Source organism: Jatrophihabitans lederbergiae, from assembly GCF_031845305.1.
In the GTDB taxonomy this organism is placed as follows: domain Bacteria; phylum Actinomycetota; class Actinomycetes; order Mycobacteriales; family Jatrophihabitantaceae; genus Jatrophihabitans_A; species Jatrophihabitans_A lederbergiae.
In genome coordinates this window covers 1-1,647 of the sequence record NZ_JAVREH010000152.1, presented here as the reverse complement: position 1 = coordinate 1,647, position 1,647 = coordinate 1, and the positions used below count along the sequence as shown (strand labels likewise).

The 1,647-nt window shown below is 68.4% G+C and carries 1 protein-coding gene; it reads right to left on the bottom strand.

Annotation, left to right across the window (positions count from 1 at the left end; genetic code table 11):
- Positions 1-141: 141 nt before the first annotated feature.
- Positions 142-1,539, bottom strand: coding sequence for an IS1380 family transposase (locus RM423_RS24645; protein WP_311425679.1), 1,398 nt, complete (start codon positions 1,537-1,539; stop codon positions 142-144).
- Positions 1,540-1,647: the final 108 nt, after the last annotated feature.

Sequence of the window (1,647 nt, the reverse complement as noted above, 5' to 3'; positions counted from 1 at the left end):
GCCTGTTGATCGTCGTTCTTGGGGCGGCAGCCTCTGTGGTTTCCGATTGTGCCGTGCGGGCAGGACAGTTTGGCCGAGGTCGCTCGGTGCGCCGGTTCCACGTGCCGGTGTGTTTCTGGTTGTCGAGGCGGTTGGGGTGGTTCAGCCTGGTGCTGGAACTCGTCGGAGCTGGTCGAGGCCGGCTGTGAGCAGTGCGGCCCAGGGTGCGTGGGCTGGCAGGTGCAGGCGGCGGGTTCGGCCGTGGTCAGCGATCCGGGCCGGGATGGAGAACAGCCTGAGCCTGAGTCGTTTGGGTTCCCAGCGTCGGGCGGGGTGGTCGGTGAAGGCGAGCATCTGAAGCCACGCGGTGATCTCCACGGCGAGGGCCACGATCGCGAGCCAGACCCTGTTCTGGTCGAAGTCGTGCAGCGGCAGGTTCCGCAGGCCGGTGTCCTTCGAGATCCGGATCCGGTCCTCACACCTCGCGCGTCGGCGGTGCCTGAGTTCGAGGTCGGCGAGTTGGCCGCGGGGTGTGTTGGTCGCGAACGCGGTGACCCGGTTGCCGTCGTGGTCGGTGATCCGCAGTTGCGCGCCGGGGTGGGGTCGTTCTTTGCGGAGGATGACGCGCATCCCTTCGGGCCAGGAGCCCAGGTTGAGCAGGCCGGTCGCTTCGGCGACGAACGCCCCGGCCCGGATCTGGCCCTCACCGTCGTAGGCCGGCTGCCAGAGTTTCGCCTTGTCGAGCATGGCCAACTCCGTCGCGAAGGTGTCGGGCAGGCTGAACCCGACCGAGTACTGCACCCGCTGCCCGCTCAGCCACGACAGGAACTCATGCGTGCCGCCCGCGCCGTCGGCGCGGACCAGAACCTTCTTGCCGGGCCTGCGCCCGGGCTGGTGGCCGGGGAGCTGCGCGAACGCGGCCTTGAGGACTGCGATGTGGTCGGCCGCGGTGTTGGACCCGGCGTTCCCCTTTCTGAGCATGGCCGAAAGCGGCTCGCCCGTGCCATCCTGGCCGTGGTCGGCGAACGCCAGCAAAGGGTGAAACCCGAATCCTCTTTTGAATGTCGGAGCCGCGAGTTCTTTGTCCGAGTGCGCCGTCACGAGGGTGGCATCGACGTCGATCACCACCGGGTGCTCAGCGCTCGCGGCGTGGTGCGGCGCGTGCTGCCCGGCTGCACCCCAGACTCTGGCTCGGGCTGCGGCGCGTGCGGAGTCGATCGCTGTCAGGGCCTGGTCAGCGTCTGCGGCGAGGGTGTCGACCAGCCGCGACACCGTCGGGTCCGAGGCGACCGCACCGAACACCGCAGGCTCGGCGCGCAGCACAGCCACGTCGGCCAGGCAGTCCCCGCCGACCGCGAGGGCGAGCGCGAGATCGGTGACGACCTTGCCCGGGTCGTGCCGGGCACACGGTTTGCGCCACCGGCTCAACGCATGCGACAAGCCCTGATCCAAGCCAGCGGCCCGCACCGTCTCGACCAGCGCAACGGCACCGGCCTGGGACACGATCTTCGACGCTGCCGTGTCGGTCTGGACACGCGGATACAACCCGATATTCTTCACCCTGAAGGTGCTCCTCGCTCCGCATGAACTGGTCGTCGCAACCCTGATTCTTGCTGGCTTGGAGCACTTTTCAGTTGATCAACGCGCCGCCCTCATGAAAGCCCCGGG